This window comes from Mycolicibacterium agri, from assembly GCF_002553505.1.
In the GTDB taxonomy this organism is placed as follows: Bacteria; Actinomycetota; Actinomycetes; order Mycobacteriales; family Mycobacteriaceae; genus Mycobacterium; species Mycobacterium agri.
Genome location: NZ_PDCP01000023.1, coordinates 54102 through 69870, shown reverse-complemented (window position 1 = coordinate 69870; position 15769 = coordinate 54102). Strand labels below are relative to the sequence as shown.

At 67.8% G+C, this 15769-nt stretch carries 13 protein-coding genes; 10 read left to right on the top strand and 3 right to left on the bottom strand.

The window, feature by feature from the left end:
- Positions 1-57 precede the first annotated feature (57 nt).
- Positions 58-543, bottom strand: coding sequence for an NUDIX domain-containing protein (locus CQY20_RS14695; RefSeq protein WP_371871150.1), 486 nt, complete (start codon positions 541-543; stop codon positions 58-60).
- Positions 544-665: 122 nt separating this feature from the next.
- On the opposite strand from CQY20_RS14695, the gene CQY20_RS14690 reads away from it, so the two are divergent.
- Genes CQY20_RS14690 through CQY20_RS14665 form a run of 6 tightly spaced genes read left to right on the top strand, consistent with a single transcriptional unit; the run spans position 666 to position 8083 of the window.
- The gene (locus CQY20_RS14690) at positions 666-2072 is read left to right on the top strand and encodes an acyl-CoA synthetase (RefSeq protein ID WP_097940821.1); all 1407 of its coding nucleotides are present in this window, start codon (positions 666-668) and stop codon (positions 2070-2072) included.
- Entirely contained in the window at positions 2063-2413 is a 351-nt protein-coding gene (locus CQY20_RS14685) for a VOC family protein (RefSeq protein ID WP_097940820.1), read from the top strand. The genes CQY20_RS14690 and CQY20_RS14685 overlap by 10 nt, the downstream gene beginning before the upstream one ends.
- Positions 2414-2458: 45 nt before the next feature.
- Positions 2459-3292 carry a GntR family transcriptional regulator gene (locus CQY20_RS14680; protein WP_097940819.1) on the top strand — a complete coding sequence of 278 codons (834 nt, stop codon included), beginning with the start codon at positions 2459-2461 and terminating at the stop codon, positions 3290-3292.
- A gap of 25 nt (positions 3293-3317) precedes the next feature.
- A complete protein-coding gene (locus CQY20_RS14675) occupies positions 3318-4241 on the top strand; it encodes a choline/ethanolamine kinase family protein (protein WP_097940818.1) in 924 nt (307 codons plus the stop codon).
- Positions 4241-6697: a GcvT family protein gene (locus tag CQY20_RS14670; RefSeq protein WP_097940817.1), complete on the top strand. Its 2457-nt coding sequence runs from the start codon at positions 4241-4243 to the stop codon at positions 6695-6697. The genes CQY20_RS14675 and CQY20_RS14670 overlap by 1 nt, the downstream gene beginning before the upstream one ends.
- Before the next feature lie 3 nt (positions 6698-6700).
- Positions 6701-8083, top strand: coding sequence for an L-serine ammonia-lyase (locus tag CQY20_RS14665; RefSeq protein WP_097940816.1), 1383 nt, complete (start codon positions 6701-6703; stop codon positions 8081-8083).
- 119 nt (positions 8084-8202) lie between these two features.
- Here the strand turns inward: CQY20_RS14665 and dapD are convergent, their stop codons facing one another.
- A complete protein-coding gene (gene dapD / locus CQY20_RS14660; RefSeq protein WP_097940815.1) occupies positions 8203-9147 on the bottom strand; it encodes a 2,3,4,5-tetrahydropyridine-2,6-dicarboxylate N-succinyltransferase in 945 nt (314 codons plus the stop codon).
- Positions 9148-9181: 34 nt separating this feature from the next.
- Here dapD and dapE point away from each other — a divergent pair, with 34 nt between their 5' ends.
- The 3 genes from dapE (at position 9182) to CQY20_RS14645 (ending at position 12944) form a co-directional block, all read left to right on the top strand.
- The gene (dapE, locus tag CQY20_RS14655; protein WP_097940814.1) at positions 9182-10255 is read left to right on the top strand and encodes a succinyl-diaminopimelate desuccinylase; all 1074 of its coding nucleotides are present in this window, start codon (positions 9182-9184) and stop codon (positions 10253-10255) included.
- Between the two features lie 155 nt (positions 10256-10410).
- The gene (gene abc-f / locus CQY20_RS14650) at positions 10411-12000 is read left to right on the top strand and encodes a ribosomal protection-like ABC-F family protein (protein ID WP_097940813.1); all 1590 of its coding nucleotides are present in this window, start codon (positions 10411-10413) and stop codon (positions 11998-12000) included.
- A gap of 95 nt (positions 12001-12095) precedes the next feature.
- Positions 12096-12944, top strand: coding sequence for a putative endonuclease domain-containing protein (locus CQY20_RS14645; protein WP_097940812.1), 849 nt, complete (start codon positions 12096-12098; stop codon positions 12942-12944).
- Positions 12945-13032: 88 nt separating this feature from the next.
- Here the strand turns inward: CQY20_RS14645 and CQY20_RS14640 are convergent, their stop codons facing one another.
- Positions 13033-15099, bottom strand: coding sequence for an AAA family ATPase (locus CQY20_RS14640; RefSeq protein WP_097940811.1), 2067 nt, complete (start codon positions 15097-15099; stop codon positions 13033-13035).
- 58 nt (positions 15100-15157) lie between these two features.
- Between CQY20_RS14640 and CQY20_RS14635 the strand changes: the two genes are divergently transcribed.
- Positions 15158-15724 (top strand): cytokinin riboside 5'-monophosphate phosphoribohydrolase, encoded by a 567-nt coding sequence (locus tag CQY20_RS14635; RefSeq protein ID WP_234816247.1) that lies wholly within the window; start codon positions 15158-15160, stop codon positions 15722-15724.
- The last annotated feature ends 45 nt before the right edge of the window (positions 15725-15769 follow it).

Here is a 15769-nt window from a genome sequence, read left to right as displayed (position 1 = left end):
CAGCCCTCTGGGGCCGCGAAAAGGTCCAGAAAGCGCCGGACGAGTGGTACCAGTCCGTCAACGCTCACTCAACAGGAACAGCGCCCAGGCTGCCAACGACTGGGCATCGGTGATGACGCCGTCGCGCATCATCTGTTCGACCTCGGCGCGGCTGAACCACTGGCTGTGCATGTCCTGTTCGGTGTCCTCGCGGTCGTGCTCGCCCTCGGTGATGCCGGTCGCGACGAATACCCGGCCGCGCTGGCTGCTCATTCCGGCGGCGACATCGAGCAGCCCGATCGGCACCATCTTGTCGGCTCGCAATCCAGTTTCCTCCCGCAGCTCGCGGTGGGCGAGCTCGGTGGCGTCCAGATCCGCCCGTCCTGGCGCGGTGCCCTGCGGAAACTCCCAGCGTCGCAGGCCAAGCGGATAGCGGAACTGTTCGACGAGCCGCACCCGCTCACCGTCGCAGGCGATGATCAGCGCATAGTCCGGCTTGTCGATGACGCCGTAGATGCCGTCCGAACCGTCCGGCCGACGGATCTGGTCCTCACGTACCGTCATCCAGTCGTTGCGATACACCTCGCGCGACGCGATGCGCCGGATCTCAGCCACCCGCCAAGTATGCCGAGGCGGTCTGGGCGGTCTCGCGAGCAACGCGGCGGCTGCCAGGTAGCCTCGCTGGCGTGTTGCTGGCCTCGTTGAACCCCGCCGCCGTCGCCGCCGGGGCTGACCTGGCCGACGCGGTGCGCATCGACGGTGTCACGCTCAGCCGCAGCGACCTCGTCGGCGCGGCCACGTCGGTGGCCGAGCGCGTCGGCGGCGCGCACCGGATCGCGGTGCTGGCGAAACCGACCGCCACCACGGTGCTCGCGGTGACCGGCTGCCTGATCGCAGGCGTGCCCTTTGTGCCGGTGCCCGCCGACGTCGGCGCCGCAGAACGCAGGCACATCCTCACCGATTCGGGCGCGCAGGCCTGGCTGGGCGAGCAGCCGGAGCATCCCGAAGGCCTACCGCATATCCCGGTGCGGCTGCACGCGCGGTCGTGGCATCGCTACCCCGAGCCGGCGCCTGAGGCCATCGCCATGGTGATGTACACCTCCGGCACCACGGGGCCGCCGAAAGGAGTGCTGGTCAGCAGGCGCGCCATCGCCGCCGACATCGACGCGTTGGCCGAAGCCTGGCAGTGGACGCCCGAGGACACCCTGGTGCACGGGCTTCCGCTGTTTCACATCCACGGGCTGGTGCTCGGACTGCTCGGCTCCCTGCGGATCGGAAACCGCTTCATACACACCGGAAAACCGAAACCCGCGGCATACGCCGAGGCGGGTGGCTCGCTGTACTTCGGTGTGCCGACGGTGTGGTCGCGGATCGCCGACGACGAGGCCGCGGCGCGCGCGTTGTCGTCGGCGCGTCTTCTGGTGTCCGGCAGCGCGCCGCTGCCGGTGCCGGTGTTCGAGCGGCTCGCCGAACTCACCGGCCACCCACCCATCGAGCGGTACGGGGCCAGTGAAACCCTCATCACGATCAGCACGCGCGCCGACGGTGAACGCAGGCCGGGCTGGGTGGGCCTGCCGCTGCGCGGCGTGCAGACGCGGTTGGTGGACGAGCACGGTGCGCCGGTACCGCACGACGGCGAAACCATTGGGCGACTGCAGATCAAGAGCCCGACCATGTTCGACGGCTATCTCAATCGGCCCGATGCCACCGCCGAGGTCTTCGACGCCGAAGGGTGGTACCGCAGCGGCGATGTGGCGGTGATCGACGGTGACGGCATGCACCGCATCGTCGGTCGCGAGTCGGTGGACCTCATCAAGACCGGTGGCTTCCGGGTCGGTGCAGGCGAAGTGGAGGCGGCGCTGCTTGGCCATCCTGGGGTCGACGAGGTCGCCGTTATCGGGCAGCCCGACAATGACCTCGGCCAGCGCATTGTGGCGTTCGTCGTCGGCAATGCAGATCCCGGCGAGCTGATCAACTATGTGGCAGAACAGCTTTCAGTGCACAAGCGGCCGCGGGAAGTGCGGATCGTCGACAGCCTTCCCCGTAATGCGATGGGAAAAGTGCTGAAGAAGGAGTTGGCGAATTGGGCCTGAAGTTCGACGAGATCTGTATCGATGCCCGCGACGCCACCGCACTCGGCACATGGTGGGCCGAGGTGCTGGGCTGGCCGCACGGCGTCGACGACGACGGCGACGTGCGGCTGCACCCGCCGCCGGGGGCCGGCCCCGACTGGATCTTCATCGCGGTGCCCGACGAGAAAGTCGTGAAGAACCGCATCCACTTGGACTTCCGGCCCGACGATCAGCAGGTCGAAGTCGACCGGTTGATCGCCATGGGCGCCAAGCACGTCGACATCGGCCAGGGCGAGCAGAGCTGGGTCGTGTTGGCCGACCCCGAAGGCAACGAGTTCTGCGTCCTGGCGCCCGACGACTGAGCTGTCGGCGCCGTCGGCGCTGCGGGCGTGGCTATTCTTTGGGGTGTGCGCGCGCTGACGATGGACGATCCAGCGCTGGCGGTCCCGCCGGATATCGTCGGCTCCACCGATCTGCCCGCGCACCTGCGGATCGGCCAATGGCTGGAGCGGCTGATCGCGTCGAAAACCCTGCGGCCGGGCGACAAGCTGCCCGCCGAGGTGGAGATCGCCACCGCCCTTGGCGTCAGCCGGATGACGTTGCGTCAGGCGTTGGGGTCGATCGAGGCGAAAGGCCTGATCGAGCGGCGACGCGGCCGCTTCGGTGGAAATTTCGTGGCCGCGCCGCGCATTGAGTTCGACCACGCAAGCCTGCCGGGTTTCACCGAGCAGATGCGGCGCATCCACCTCGAAGCCGGTGCACACGTGTTGAGTGCGACGACGCGCGTCGCGGCCGCCGAGGTGCGCAAGAACCTTGGCCTGCCCCGCGGTGCCCGCGTGCACGAGATCCTGCGGGCACGATCGGCCAACGGCGAGCCAATCCTGTTGGAGGAGGCCCATTTACCCGCGGCTGTCTTCCCCGGGCTGCTGGCCGCCGACCTGAGCGGCTCGCTGTATGCGCTCATGCGCGAACACGGTGCCGCGCCGTTCTCCGCCGACGAGCGCATCGAGGCGACCGAAGCCAACGAACAGCAGGCCGAGGTGTTGGGCGTGAAGCCGGGCAGCGCACTGTTGCTGATCACGCGGACGTCGTTCACCGAGTCGGGCCTCGCCGTCGAGTTCTCGCGCGACTACCACCGTTCGGATCGAGCGCGGATCCGCATCAAGTCGAAGGTCGAAGTGGCGCCGCCTGACGAGAAACCTGCCGGTAGACGGCCGAAAGCTGAAAGTCTAGACCTTTAAGGGTGCGGCGGCTTAGAGTGAACGCGTGTCGCCGCCGCTTACCGACGCCGTGCTCAACGAGCTGCTCGAACAGATCCCCGTACTGGCCGGGCGGCAGCGGCAACTGCAGGAACTCTCTGGCGGCCTGACCAACCGCAACGTCAAGATCAGTACTCCGGACGGCGTGTACGTCGCCCGCTGCTGCGACATGGGCAGCAATTTCCTCGGCATCGACCGCGACCGCGAATACCGCAACACCATCGCCGCCGAACAGGCCGGCGTCGGGGCGCGGGTGATCGACTACCGCCCCGACCTCGGGATCCTGCTGCTGGGCTACATCGACGGCCATACGCTGTGCAATGACGACTTCCAGCGGCCCGGCGTGCTGCACAAGGCCGCCGCGGCGATCCGTCAACTGCACGCCGGCCCGCGATTCACGGGCCGATTCGACATGTTCGAACGCCAGCCCAGCTATCTGAAGACAGTGCTGGAGAAAGGGTTTCGCATCCCCGACGACTATCTCGACTACGCCGACCGGTTCGACGAAATCGCACACGTGCTCACCGCGACCGACTCCACCACCGTGCCGTGCAACAACGACCTGCTCGCGGGCAACTTCATCTCCGACGGCGACAAGATCTGGCTGATCGACTACGAGTATTCCGGCAACAACGACCCCTGCTTCGAGTTGGGCAACGTGTGGAGCGAATGTGGGCTGTCCATCGAGCAACTCGAGGAACTCGTCACGGCCTACTACGGGCGGCCGCTGCGCCACAAGACCGCACGCGCTCACCTGCAGGGCATCGTCGCCAAGTACGGGTGGACGCTATGGGGCTGTATCCAGAACGGGTCCAGCGCAATCGAATACGACTTCTGGGAGTGGGCAATGGAACGCTATGAAGCCGCGAAAGCCGAGTTCGACGGGCCCAACCTGGCCCGACTGCTCGCCGACGTGCAGGCCGCCGACTGATGGCCGCCGAACTGCCCGACCGCTCCCACGTCGTCGTCATCGGCGGCGGCGTGATCGGCACCAGCGTCGCCTACCACCTGACCAAGCTGGGTCTCACCGATGTGCTGCTTCTCGAGCAGGGCCAATTGTCCAGCGGCACAACGTGGCACGCCGCGGGCCTGGTCGGCCAACTGCGCGCCTCGGAGAGCGCGACGCGGCTCGTGCAGTACTCGACGCAGCTCTACGCCGAACTGGAAAGCGAAACCGGGCTGTCGGCGGGCTACAAGCAGTGCGGGGGAGTGACCGTCGCGCGCACCGAAGACCGGATGATCCAGCTGCGCCGCACCGCCGCCAATGCGGCCGCGTTCAACATGGAATGCGAACTGCTCACCCCCGAGCAGGCGCTCGAACACTATCCGGTGATGCGGGTCGACGACCTCGTCGGCGCCATCTGGCTGCCCGCCGACGGGAAAGCCAACCCGACCGACCTGACCTCCGCGTTGGCCAAAGGAGCCCGCATGCGCGGCACTCGTGTCGTGGAAAGGACAAGGGTCACCGGCATTCTCACCCGCGACGGGCGGGTCAGCGGCGTGAAGACCGACAAGGGCGACGTCGAGGCCGAAATCGTCGTCAACTGCGCCGGCCAGTGGGCCAAGCAGGTCGGCGCGATGGCCGGTGTCAACGTGCCGTTACATTCTGCCGAGCACTTCTACGTGGTCACCGAACACATCGACGGCGTGCATCCGGACCTGCCGATCCTGCGCGACCCCGACGGCTACACCTACTTCAAGGAAGAAGTGGGCGGCCTTGTCATTGGCGGGTTCGAACCCGAAGCCAAGCCTTGGGTGTCGCCCGACGACATCCCCTACCCGTTCGAATTCCAACTGCTGGAAGAGGATTGGGACCACTTCGAGGTCCTGATGAACAGCGCGCTGCTGCGCATTCCTGCGCTCGAGGTGACCGGCATCAAGAAGTTCTACAACGGGCCGGAGAGCTTCACCCCCGACAACCAGTTCCTCCTCGGCGAGGCGCCCGAACTCGGCAACTTCTTCGTCGGCGCGGGGTTCAACTCCGTCGGGATCGCCACCGCGGGCGGAGCCGGCCGTGCGCTGGCCGAATGGATCGTCAACGGCGCACCGACCAGCGACCTCACCGGCGTCGACATCCGCCGGTTCGCACCGTTCAACGGCAACAACCGCTGGCTGCACGACCGCGTCGCCGAAGTGCTCGGCCTGCATTACGAAGTGCCATGGCCCAACCGGGAGATGAAGACCGCGCGGCCGTTTCGGCGCTCACCGGTGCATCATCTGCTTGAGGCGGCCAACGCGAACTTCGGTTCGAGGATGGGCTGGGAGCGGGCCAACTTCTTCGCCCCCGCGGGTGTCGAACCTGCCATCGAATACACCTGGGGCAAGCCGAACTGGCTGGCCTGGTCGGCGGCCGAACAGATCAACACCCGCACCGCGGTCACCGTGTTCGACCAGACGTCGTTCTCCAAATACCTGATGGTGGGGCCCGACGCCGAAGCAGCGCTGCAGTGGCTGTGCACCGCCGACGTCGGGGTCGACATCGACAAGGCCGTCTACACCGGAATGCTCAACGAGCGCGGCACCTACGAGTCCGACGTCACCGTGACCCGCATCGGCGCAGAGGAATTCCTCATCGTCAGCAGCGCGGCCACCACCGAACGCGACAAGGACCACATCCGCAGAAACCTGCCCGCGGGCGCGCATGCGTGGCTGGTCGACGTGACTTCGGCGTACGCGGTGTTCGGCGTGATGGGGCCGCACTCGCGTGATCTTCTGTCGACGTTGACCGACGCCGACCTCTCCGACGACGCGTTCCCGTTCGGCACCAGCCGACAGATCTCGCTGGGGTATGCGACCGTGCGCGCCACCCGCATCACCTACGTCGGAGAATTGGGTTGGGAACTCTACGTACCCACCGAGTTCGCCGTCGGCGTCTACGAGGATTTGATGTCGGCGGGCCAGGAATTCGGCGTCGGCCGCGGCGGCTACTACACGATCGAGTCGTTACGGCTGGAGAAGGGTTATCGGGCGTTCGGCCGCGAACTGACGCCCAGCGAGAACCCCGTCGAGGCCGGGCTGCTGTTCGCCTGCAAACTGAAGACCGACATCGCCTTCCTGGGCCGCGCGGCCGTCGAGAAGGCCAAGGCCGAGGGGCCGCGCCGCAAGCTGGTCGGCTTCCGCGTCGACTCGCCCGAGGCCATGCTGTGGGGCGGCGAACTGGTGTTGCGCGACGGCGCGGTCGCCGGGCAGGTGACCTCGGCGGCGTGGGGTGAGACGACGGGCGCGTGCGTCGGGCTGGCCTACGTGCGCGACACCGACAACTGCGTCATCGACGCCGACTGGGTGAAAACCGGCGATTACCAGGTCAACGTCGGCGGCGAGCTGTATCCGATGTCGGTCTCGCTGCGGCCGATCTATGATCCGAAGAGCGCCAAGATACGGCCCTAAACCATGGCTCTCAGCGTCTTCGATCTGTTCAAGATCGGCATCGGACCGTCGAGTTCACACACCGTCGGCCCGATGGTCGCTGCCGACCGCTTCGTCCGCGGCCTGGCCGGCGACGGACTGCTCGACGCCGTCGAGCGGATCTCGGTCGAGTTGTTCGGATCGTTGGGGGCGACGGGCAAGGGTCACGGCAGCATTCCCGCGGTGGCGCTCGGCCTGATGGGCGAACGGCCCGACGAGGTCGATCCCGGCCTGACGCCGTCGCGTATGGAGGCGATCATCGGCTCGGGTCGGCTGTCGCTGCTGGGCAAGCACCCGATCGACTTCAGCCTGGCCGACGACATCATCCTGCACCGCAGCCGGCAAGCGCGTTTTCATTCCAACGCCATGGTGTTTCGGGCCTTGGACCGCAACGGCAAGGTGCTGGCGGAGCGGACGTTCTACTCCATCGGCGGCGGCTTCGTCGTCGACGAGACCCAGATTTCCGACGACGAGGACCCCGTGGTCGTCGCCGACCCGACTCCGGTTCGCTACCCATTCCGCACCGGAGACGAGCTGCTGGCGCATGCCGACGCCACCGGGTTGCGCATCAGTGACATCGTGATGGCCAACGAAATGGCTTGGCACACAGAAGCACAGGTGCGCTCCGGGCTGCTGCACATCTGGAATGTGATGCAGGAATGCATCCAGGCGGGAATCAACACCACCGGTGTGCTGCCCGGTGGGCTGAAGGTACGCCGCCGCGCCCCGCAACTGGCCGAGAAGCTAGCCGCCAGTAGGGATTCCAACGATCCGCTGGCCGCGATGGACCGCATCAACCTCTACGCCATCGCGGTCAACGAGCAGAACGCCGCGGGCGGGCGCGTCGTCACCGCACCCACCAACGGCGCGGCAGGCATCATCCCCGCAGTGCTGCAGTACTACCACGACTACGTGCCTGGCGCCGACGACGACGGCACCGTCCGGTTCCTGCTCGTCGCCGCGGGCATCGGCAGCATCATCAAGGAGAACGCCTCGATCAGCGGCGCCGAGGTGGGCTGTCAGGGCGAAGTCGGATCGGCCTGCTCGATGGCGGCGGCCGGCCTGACCGAGGTGCTCGGCGGCACACCCTGGCAGGTGGAGAACGCTGCGGAGATCGGCATCGAGCACAACCTCGGCCTGACCTGCGATCCCGTCGGCGGCCTGGTGCAGATCCCCTGCATCGAGCGCAACGCCGTCGGCGCCGTCAAGGCCGTCACCGCGTCGCGGATCGCGCTCAGCGGTGACGGCACGCATCAGGTGTCGCTGGACAAGGCCGTCAAGACCATGCGCGAGACCGGTGCCGACATGAAAGACAAGTACAAGGAGACGGCGCGCGGCGGTCTGGCCTTGAACGTCGTCGAGTGCTGACGCGGACGCGAGGAGCGAAAAGTTTAGACGCGGACGCGAGGAGCGAAAAATTCAGACGCGGACGCGAGGAGCGAAAAGTCTAGACGCGGACGCGAGGAGCGAAAAGTCTAGACGCGGGATCAGTTCGCGTGTAGCGCTTCGTTGAGCGTGATGCCGGTGCCGTCGCGCTTGACGACTTCGACGGCTCCGGTCACCGAATTGCGGCGGAACAGAAGGTTGTTCGCACCGGACAGCTCGCGCGCCTTGACCGTCTGGCCGTCGGCGGTCTGCACCTTGGTGCCCGCCGTGACATACAGCCCGGCCTCCACGACGCAGTCGTCGCCAAGCGAGATGCCGAGCCCGGAATTGGCGCCGAGCAGGCAGCGCTTGCCGACCGAGATCACCTCGGTGCCGCCGCCGGACAGCGTGCCCATGATCGACGCGCCGCCGCCGACGTCGGAGCCGTCGTCGACCACCACGCCGGCCGAGATCCGGCCCTCGACCATCGAGGCGCCCAGCGTGCCGGCGTTGTAGTTGACGAATCCCTCGTGCATGACGGTGGTGCCTGCGGCGAGGTGAGCCCCCAGCCGCACCCGGTCGGCGTCGGCGATGCGCACGCCGGTCGGTGTCACGTAGTCGGCCATCCGGGGGAACTTGTCGATGCCGTACACGGCCACCGGGCCTCGCCTGCGCAGCCGTGCCCGCACCGTCTCGAAGCCCTCCACCGCGCACGGCCCGAAGTTGGTCCACACCACGTTGGTCAGCACGCCGAAGATGCCGTCGACGTTCGCGCCGTGCGGCTGGATCAACCGATGCGAGAGCAGATGCAGCCGCAGGTAGGCGTCATACGCGTCGGCGGGCTTGTCGTCCAGCGAGGCGATCACGGTCCGGACCACGACGACGTCGACGCCGCGGTCCTCGTCGCGCCCGGCCAGCTCGGCCAGCTCGTCGGGCACCTCGGCCACCGACAGCCGCACGGTGCCCGAAGGCCCGTCGCCGGTCAGCTCGGGTGCAGGAAACCAGGTGTCGAGGACGTTTCCGTCGGCGGCAATCGTTGCCACGCCGACGCCAGAAGCTGAGGTCACGTGTGCAGAGGCTACTCGACTAGCCTCAACGGGTGTGGGCCTGGATTTGCATGGCGACCCGATCGCGCTGACCGCGGCGCTGGTGGACATCCCCAGCGAGTCGCGCAACGAGCAGCGCATCGCCGATGAGGTCGAGACCGCGCTGCGCGAGCAGACCTCGGGCTTCGAGATCGTCCGCAACGGCGACGCGGTGCTGGCCCGCACCCGTCACGGCCTGCCGTCGCGGGTCATCCTGGCCGGACACCTCGACACCGTGCCCATCGCCGACAACCTGCCCAGCCGCGTCGTCGACGGCGAGATGTTCGGTTGCGGAACCTCGGACATGAAGGCCGGGGATGCGGTGTTTCTGCACCTGGCCGCGACCGTGGACAAGCCCGCTCACGACATCACGCTGATCATGTACGACTGCGAGGAGATCGAGGCGGCCGCAAACGGGTTGGGCCGCATCGAGCGCGAGCTGCCCGACTGGCTGCACGCCGATCTGGCCATTCTGGGTGAGCCGTCCGACGGCTTCATCGAGGCGGGCTGCCAGGGCACCATCCGCGTGGTCGTCACCGCGCGCGGCACCCGAGCGCATTCCGCGCGATCGTGGTTGGGTGACAACGCCATTCACAAACTGGGTGCTGTGCTCGACCGGCTCGCCGCTTATCAGGCCCGCAACGTCGACATCGACGGGTGCGTGTACCGCGAGGGGTTGTCGGCGGTCGGCATCGACGGCGGTATCGCGGGCAATGTCATCCCCGATCAGGCGTCGGTGACGATCAACTTCCGATTCGCGCCCGACCGCACCGTCGAGCAGGCCGAAGACCACGTGCGGGAGGTGCTCGACGGCCTCGACGTGCAGATCGAGCGGACCGACGCCGCCGCAGGAGCCTTACCCGGGCTCGGCACGCCCGCGGCGGCCGCGCTGGTCTCCGCCGCGGGTGGACAGGTGCGCGCGAAGTACGGCTGGACCGACGTGGCGCGCTTCGCGGCGCGGGGCGTGGCCGCGGTCAACTTCGGGCCCGGCGACCCCAACGTCGCGCACCGCGTCGACGAACGGGTCTCGACGGCGCGGATCACGGCCGCCACCGACATGCTGCGGAACTACCTGACGAAATCCGCTTGACGCGACACCTACTCTGAAGGCATGTGAGCTGACGACATCTTCGGCTGCACCGGGTCTTCGGTGTGCGCCGGATCGCGTCCGTCGTCCATACCTCGAGATTCCTTGAGTTTCCTCGAGATTCTTTGAGTTTCTCTGAGCTTTCCGGGAGCGCTCACATGTCCGATACCGCCGTAGTCTGTTCGAATCTGTCCTTCTCGTGGCCTGGCGAGCCGCCGCTGTTCGAAAAGCTGTCATTCACCATCGGCGACGGCCACACCGGCCTCGTCGCGCCCAACGGGGCGGGCAAGACCACGCTGTTGAAGCTGATCACCGGCGAATACCGGCCGTCGGCGGGATCGGTCGTCGTCGAGGGAACCGTCGGCTACCTACCGCAGACCCTGCCGTTCGTCGCTGACCGCACCGTGGCCGACGTCCTCGGCATCACCTCCGTGCTCGATGCCCTGAACGCATTGGCCGACGGCGACGTGTCCGACGAGGTGTTCGCCGCGATCGGCGACGAGTGGGACATTGAAGAGCGCACGCGCGCGCAACTCGACCGGCTGGGCCTCGCGCACATCGCGCTCGACCGCAGGCTCGGCTCGCTCAGCGGCGGGGAAGTGATCTCGCTCGGGCTGGCCGCCGAACTGCTGAAGCGTCCCGATGTGCTGCTGCTCGACGAGCCCACCAACAATCTCGACGCCGACGCGCGGGCCAAGCTCTACGACGCCCTCGACGACTTCAAGGGTTGCCTGCTGGCCGTCAGCCACGACCGTGTGCTCCTCGACCGGATGGACCGCATCGCCGAGCTGCATCGCGGCGAAATCCTCTTCTACGGAGGCAATTTCACCGCATACGAAGAAGCGGCGAGCGAAGCCCGACGCGTCGCCGAGAGCACCATCCGCAACGCCGAACAACAAGTCAAGCGCGAGAAGCGCCAGATGCAGCAGGCCCGCGAACGGGCCGCCCGCAGGGCGAGCACCGCCGCACGCAACGTGAAAGACGCTGGGATGCCGAGGATCATCGCCGGAGCGATGAAGCGCAGGGCGCAGGAGTCGGCGGGCCGCATCGACGGGGTCAACGCCGCACGCGTCGAGGATGCGAAAGCGCGCCTCGACGAGGCCGAGCGCGCGCTGCGGGATGATCCGTCGATCGTCGTGGATCTGCCCGACACCGAGGTGCCCGCAGGTCGGTTTCTGTTCGAGGGCCATGGATTACAGATGAGCCGGGGCGGGCGCGAGTTGTTCAACGACTTGGAACTCTCGATCCGCGGGCCGGAGCGGATAGCGTTGACCGGACCCAACGGCTCCGGCAAGACCACGCTGCTGCGCATCGTCTCCGGTGAGCTGTCGCCGGATGCAGGCACCATCCGGCGAGCGAGCGGCGTCGCGTACGTGTCGCAGCGGCTCGACCTTCTCGACCCGAGCCGCAGCGTGCTGGAGAACCTGAATGCGTACGCGCCGAGCCTCAGCGTGACGCGGCGCATGCACCTGTTGGCGCAATTCCTGTTCAAAGGCAGCAGGATTCACTTGCCCATAGCGGAGTTGTCCGGCGGGGAGAGGTTGCGCGCCACGCTGGCGTGCGTGCTGTTCGCCGAACCGGCGCCGCAATTGCTGTTGCTCGACGAGCCGACGAACAACCTCGACCTGAACAGCACAGCGCAATTGGAGTCCGCGCTGAACAGCTATCGCGGCGCTTTCGTCGTCGTCAGCCACGACGCCAGCTTCCTGGACAACATCCGCATCGACCGGACGCTGCGGTTGCCCTAACCCGCGAAACTGTATTCCCGCAGGCCGCCACTCGCACTTTCGCCGCGTGGATGCAATCTCGCGGAAATGTCGGCGCCGGGGAGCAGCATGCAGCCATGGGGGAGGTAATCGTCGGCAGCGAGGCGATCGCCAGCGGGCTGGTCACCCGACATGAACTCCAGCGGTGGTATAGCCGAATCTATCCGAACGTGTACGCGCCGAAGGGCCGCGCGCTGACGTTGCGCGATCGCACGATCGGCGCGTGGCTGTGGTCGAAGCGCGAAGGAGTCATCACGGGTGTCGCGGCATCGGCGTTGTACGGCGCGCAGTGGGTTGACGACGACGTGCCCATCGAAATGCTGTGGAACTGCACACGGCCGCCACCGGGTGTCGTCGTCCGCAACGAGCGCGTCGACGATGACGAGTTGACGTGGGCGTGCAAGTTGCCGGTGACCAGCGTCGCGCGGACGGCCTTCGACCTCGGCCGCTACCTACCGCGGGGCCAGGCGATCGCGCGACTGGATGCGTTGATGCGGGTCATGCCGTTCTCAGCCGAGGAAGTGCTGATGCTCGCCAAGCGGTACCACGGCGCACGCGGGGTCAAACAATTGCGTGCGCGTCTACCGCTGGTCGACGGCGGCGCGGCCTCCCCGCGCGAGACGCGGTTGCGATTGGTCTACATCGACGGCGGGCTCCCGAAACCGTCGACGCAGATTCCCGTCTTCGACGAAGACGGCCAACCCGTCAGGATTCTCGACATGGGCTGGGAGGAATTCCGTGTCGCAGGCGAATACGACGGCGATCAACACCGCACCGACCGCCCGCAGTACGTCAAGGACATGCGTGTGATGCGCACGCTCGCACGGCTCGGCTGGATCGTCGACAGGGTCATCAAAGAAGACTCAGACGCCGCCGCGCTCGAACGCGCCCGCGCCGCGTTGATATCGCGGGGCTGGAAGCCCTAGGCCCCGCTCTCACCTCGGCGCGAAACTGCACTCACGCAGGCAAAGTGCGAGTAGCGGCCTGTGGGAATACAGTTTCGCGGCATAAGGATCAGTCTGCTTGAGCTGACGCGTCCGCGGCCGCGCCCATCATCCCGATGTCAGCGAAATCCGCGGCCACCGAACGCAACTCAGCCGCATCACCAGCAACCAGCGCGCGGGCATGGCGCAACGCCAACTGGCCGAAGAGGCAGTCGATGTTCAGCCGGGCGATGCCGTCGACGGCGCGGATGTCGCCGAGGCGCACCGCATCATGAAACGCCCGCAAGGTAATCGCGGATTGCCCGCCACGCTCGGCCGCCCGCGCCGCGTCGCGCACGATGGACCGCGCCCCGACGATGTCGCGGCGCGCCACCGTCGTCCACGCCCGCGCCAGCAGCAACTCCGGGGCGAACAGCATGGACTTCAAGCCGTGCCGAGACTCCGCCCGCGACAACATCTTCGCTGCTTCAGCCATCTCGCCGAGCTGACCGAGCGTGCGCGAAAGCAGCATCCAGGCCAGCGGCCCCCACGAGTATCCCGTCGGCGCCAACACTTTCGCCGCGCCGCGCAACAACAACGCCGCCTCCGCCAACTGGCCGCGGGTGATCAGCACATCAGCGACCAGGATCTCGCCGATCGCCCGGCCCGGCTGCTGCATCTGCGCGAAGTCGGTCAATTGCTGCGCCAACTCCTGCGCGCGGTCCAGCTCGCCCGCCATCACCAACGCCGTGGTCTGGCCGTAGCCGCTGGTGAACCGCAAAAGACCCGGATGCTGCGCTTGCATCGCCCGCTGCGCCAACGCCTCGACCTCGTCGAAGCGACCCATCCGCGCGCAGCTCAGCGTCGCCGCCGCCGCCGACCAGCCGACCGCGGTGTCGTCGGCGTGCGGCGACGCCAGCACCTGTTGCGCGATTTCCACCGCCTTGCCCGGGCGACCGGCATTCATCGCGAACGTCGCTGACAGCGCATCGATCGTGGTCTGCGCGGCCGGCGATGTCACGCGCTTGCGGGTCGTCTGCAGAAACGCCGTCGCGCGCTCCGGCTCCGACAGCATCCAGAACTGGTTGGCCGCCCGCGGCAATGCCCACGCCATCAACTCCGTGTCGGACAGCGTCGAAGGATCGACGGCGGCGAGCACGTCGTCGGCCTCGCGGCCGCGGCCCTGCCACGCCAACGCCTGCGCCAGCGTCAGCCGGGCGTCGAGGTCCGGATTGCGTTCCAGCACGGCCGCTCCGAGCCGCTCGGAAAGCACCAGATCGCCGAGCCGCAGCGCGTCGGCCGCGGCGGCCACCACATCGGGCACCGGCTGCTGATGGCCACTGTCCAACGCCAGCACCGCAATCCGCAGCCGGTCGACGACATCGCGCGGCGGCCGCTCGGACCCAAGCGCATACAGCGCGCTGCGCCGCGACTGCAGATCGGCGTCGGACAGTTGCGCGCGCACCACGTCGACGTACAGCGGATGCGCGCCGCGGGCCACGTCGTCGCCGACGTCGAGAACCTCGGCGGCCATCGCGGCCTGCACCGCGTCATCGCCCGCCACCGCCGCCAGGTCGGCGACCGGAATCGGGTCGCACACCGCGAGAAACTCCAACACCGTGCGCGCGGGCGCGGGCAGCGACTCGACGAACCGCCGCGCCGACGCCCGCAGCGCGGCCCGGTCCGTGCGCGGCGCGTCCAGCTCGGTCCGCGGCAGCACGTTGTCCAGTTGCAGCGCCGTCACCGAATCCGGGGCGGGCTCATCGGGGTCGACGGTGACGATCAGCCGCGCCGCACCGCTGACAGCCAGCTGATACACCAGCGTCGCCGACAGATGGTCCAGCAGATGCGCGTCGTCGACGACCAGCAGCAGGCCGCGCGGCACCGACTCCCGCGCCGCGCGAAGCACCGTCGTCGTCTTGCCCTCCTCGGGCACCTCGACAAGACGGCGCAACGCCGCGAACGGAACCACGCGATCCGACACCGTCCCGGTCACCCACGCCGACGGCCCGCCGAGGTGTTCGGCCGCGGCGCGCGCCACCGTCGTCTTGCCGGCGCCGACGGGCGCGATGACCACCGCTCCGCCACGGTCGGCGACGGTCGCCGAAACCTGTTCGGCTGCCGGTTTCATCGGCGCGCACTTCCAGTCGACGGCCACCCGCCGGAGTCTAGGGTGTGCGCGCAGCCGCCGAGGCCCACTCGTCTACGTTGGCGAGGTGTCCTTCGCTGTCGATCCCGCCCGCGAGTGGGCGGTCTGTGTGTACTGCGCGTCGGTGCCGCGGCACCCCGAGCTGATCGAGTTGGCCGACAGGGTCGGGCGGGCCATCGCCGACCGCGGCTGGACGCTGGTGTCGGGCGGCGGAAACGTCTCGGCGATGGGCGCTTTGGCCAACGGCGCCAGAGCACGCGGCGGCCGCACGGTCGGGGTGATCCCGAAGGCGCTCGTCCACCGCGAACTCGCCGACGTGGAGGCCGACGAACTCATCGTCACGGAGACCATGCGCGAGCGGAAGCAGATCATGGAAGCGCGCGCCGATGCCTTCATCGCGCTGCCGGGCGGCATCGGCACCCTCGAGGAGTTCTTCGAAGCGTGGACCGCAGGCTATCTGGGCATGCACGACAAGCCGGTCGTGATGCTCGACCCGTTCGGCCACTACGACGGTCTTCTCGCCTGGCTGCACGGCCTGGTCGACAGCGGGTACGTCACCAAGGCCGCGCTGGACCGGCTCGTGGTGGTGGACGCCGTCGACGACGCTCTGGCCGCTTGCGCACCGGCCTCGTGATGGCGGTCACCTGATTGCGTTCTAGGGTGGCGGTCAAACGACACT

Coding starts and splice junctions, on each gene's coding strand:
- CQY20_RS14665 (WP_097940816.1), top strand. CDS start 6,701: ATGGCTCTCAGCGTCTTCGATCTGTTCAAGATCGGCATCGGACCGTCG.
- CQY20_RS14645 (WP_097940812.1), top strand. CDS start 12,096: ATGGGGGAGGTAATCGTCGGCAGCGAGGCGATCGCCAGCGGGCTGGTC.
- CQY20_RS14695 (WP_371871150.1), bottom strand. CDS start 543: ATGACGGTACGTGAGGACCAGATCCGTCGGCCGGACGGTTCGGACGGC.
- abc-f (WP_097940813.1), top strand. CDS start 10,411: ATGTCCGATACCGCCGTAGTCTGTTCGAATCTGTCCTTCTCGTGGCCT.
- CQY20_RS14670 (WP_097940817.1), top strand. CDS start 4,241: ATGGCCGCCGAACTGCCCGACCGCTCCCACGTCGTCGTCATCGGCGGC.